This window comes from Mesorhizobium sp. M7A.F.Ca.CA.002.09.1.1 (assembly GCF_003998555.1).
Classification (GTDB): Bacteria; Pseudomonadota; Alphaproteobacteria; order Rhizobiales; family Rhizobiaceae; genus Mesorhizobium; species Mesorhizobium ciceri.
Genome location: NZ_RZRR01000842.1, coordinates 1 through 2,449, shown reverse-complemented (window position 1 = coordinate 2,449; position 2,449 = coordinate 1). Strand labels below are relative to the sequence as shown.

Here is a 2,449-nt window from a genome sequence, read left to right as displayed (position 1 = left end):
CCCTTGAGGGGGAGATGGCCGGCAGGCCAGAGGGGGGCGCTGGCCCGCGAACCTTGCGCCATGACGGCCCGATGCGCTCAAACCACCGGCGGGTTCAACCGGGCAAAGCCTTCCTGCCGCCGATACGGGAAGTACGGGTAGGGCGCGGTGACTTCGCTTGCCGCGTCGAGCTGCCTTATCTGCCCCGGCGTCAAGGTCCAGCCGACGGCGCCGAGGTTCTGGCGCAACTGCTCCTCGTTGCGGGCGCCGATGATGACCGACGATACGGTCGGGCGCTGCAGCAGCCAGTTGATGGCGATCTGCGGCACGGTCTTGCCGGTTTCCTCGGCCACGACATCGAGGGCATCCATCACTCGATAGAGATGCTCGTCCTCGACCGGCGGACCGAAGCTTGCCGTGTCGTGCAGCCGGCTCTTTTCCGGTAGGGACTGGCCACGGCGGATCTTGCCGGTCAGGCGGCCCCAGCCAAGCGGGCTCCACACCAATGCACCGACGCCCTGGTCGAGGCCGAGCGGCATCAGCTCCCACTCATAGTCGCGGCCGACCAGCGAATAGTAGACCTGATGGGCGACATAGCGCGGATAGCCTTGGCTGTCGGCTTGCGCCAACGACTTCATCACTTGCCATCCGGAGAAGTTGGAGACGCCGACATAGCGCAGCTTGCCGGCACGGATCAGGTTGTCCAGCGTCGACAGCACCTCCTCGATCGGCGTGCCGGCATCGAAGGCGTGTAGCTGCAAAAGGTCGATGTAGTCGGTGCCGAGGCGCCTCAGCGCATCATCCACGGATCTGATCAGCCGCGAACGTGACGAGCCGTAATCGCCCGGCCCATCGCCCATCGGCAGCGCGGTCTTGGTCGAGATCAGCACGGCATCGCGGCGGCCTTTTATCGCGTCGCCAAGCACCTGTTCAGAAGCGCCGTTCGAATAGACGTCGGCCGTGTCGAACAAATTGACACCGGCCTCCAGGCAGATGTCGATCAGCCGCCGCGCTTCCCTGGCGTCGCTGTTGCCCCAGGCGCCGAACAGCGGGCCGGAACCGCCAAAGGTTCCCGCGCCGAAGGAGAGTGCGGGCACTTTCAAGCCCGATGCACCGAGACGTCGATAATCCATCTTTTTACTCCTGGTGGTATGAAGGGTGTCGGAAGCGGGTTTGCCGAGGGTAGTCACGAGCGGATGGAGGCAGGTGCGCCGAGCGCCGGGGTGCGATCGAGACGCAGCGCCAGGCCCGCCACGCCGAGTGCCGTGAGCGGCAGCAGGGCGGCGACCCAGGTGAGGGAACCCAGACCAAGGCCGTGGGCAATCACCGCGCCGCCAAGCCAGGCGCCTGCGGCGTTGCCGAGATTGAAAGCGGCGATGTTGAAGGACGAGGCGAGGCTCTGGCCGGCACCTTGCGCCTTGTCCAGCACCCACATCTGCAGCGGCGCCACGGTAGCAAAGGCGGCGGCACCGAGCAGGCCGACATAGATGACGGCCATCACCTGGCTGTGGATGGCGAAGGTCATCGTTGCGAGCACCAGGGCCAGCACCACGAGGCTGCCCAGCACGGACGGCCAAGCCAGCGGTCGGCGACCTTGCCGCCAAGCAAATTGCCGGCGATGAGACCGCCGCCGAAGACGAGCAGGATCGGCGACACGGCTGCTTCCTTGAAGCCGCTTATCTCGGTCAGCAACGGAGCGATATAAGTGAAGACGGCGAAGACGCCGGCATAGCCGAGCACGGTGGTGGCGAGGCCGAGCAGGACGGGGGTGCGGCGCAAAACGGCGAGATCGGCGCGCAGGTCGCTCTTTTCGGGCGCCGTCCGGCTGCGTGGCACCAGAGCCAGGATGACGGCGAAGGCGGCCACACCGACCACTGTCACGGCCCAGAAGGTCGCGCGCCAGCCGAAGGCCTGGCCGAGCCATGTGCCGAAGGGCACGCCGAGGATGTTGGCGATGGTCAGGCCGGTGAACATCAGCGCGATCGCCGAGGCTTGTCTGTTGGGCGCGACCAAGCCGGTGGCGACCACCGAGCCGACGCCGAAGAAAGTGCCGTGGGCAAAGGCGGTGATGATGCGGGCGCCCATCAGCGTCCAGTAGTCGGGCGCCAACGCGCAGGCGAGATTGCCGAGCGTGAAGATCGCCATCAGCGCCAGAAGCACGGTCTTGCGCGGCCAGTTGCCGGTGGCGATGGTCAGCAACGGCGCGCCGATGACGACGCCAAGCGCATAGCCCGAAATGAGCTGGCCGGCAGCCGAGATCGAAACGCCGAGATCCTTGCTGACATCGAGCAGCAAACCCATAATGACGAATTCGGTGACGCCGATGCCGAAGGCACCGGCGGCGAGGGCGTAGAGAGCAAGAGGCATGGCGGTTTTCCACTTCGATGCGAAGAGCGCCGTCCCGCGCCCCGACCCCTGAGATCGTGCTTCCCTGCATTGTGAACCAGACTTGCCTTGGGCATATTTTCTG

General features: G+C 65.8%; 1 protein-coding gene and 1 pseudogene. Both read right to left on the bottom strand.

What is annotated here, in order from left to right; translation table 11 throughout:
• Positions 1-77: 77 nt before the first annotated feature.
• Complete coding sequence (locus tag EN994_RS27140; RefSeq protein ID WP_063169459.1) at positions 78-1,112, bottom strand: aldo/keto reductase; 1,035 nt, start codon at positions 1,110-1,112, stop codon at positions 78-80.
• A gap of 53 nt (positions 1,113-1,165) precedes the next feature.
• A pseudogene (locus EN994_RS27135) lies at positions 1,166-2,346 on the bottom strand (MFS transporter).
• Between the last annotated feature and the right edge of the window lie 103 nt (positions 2,347-2,449).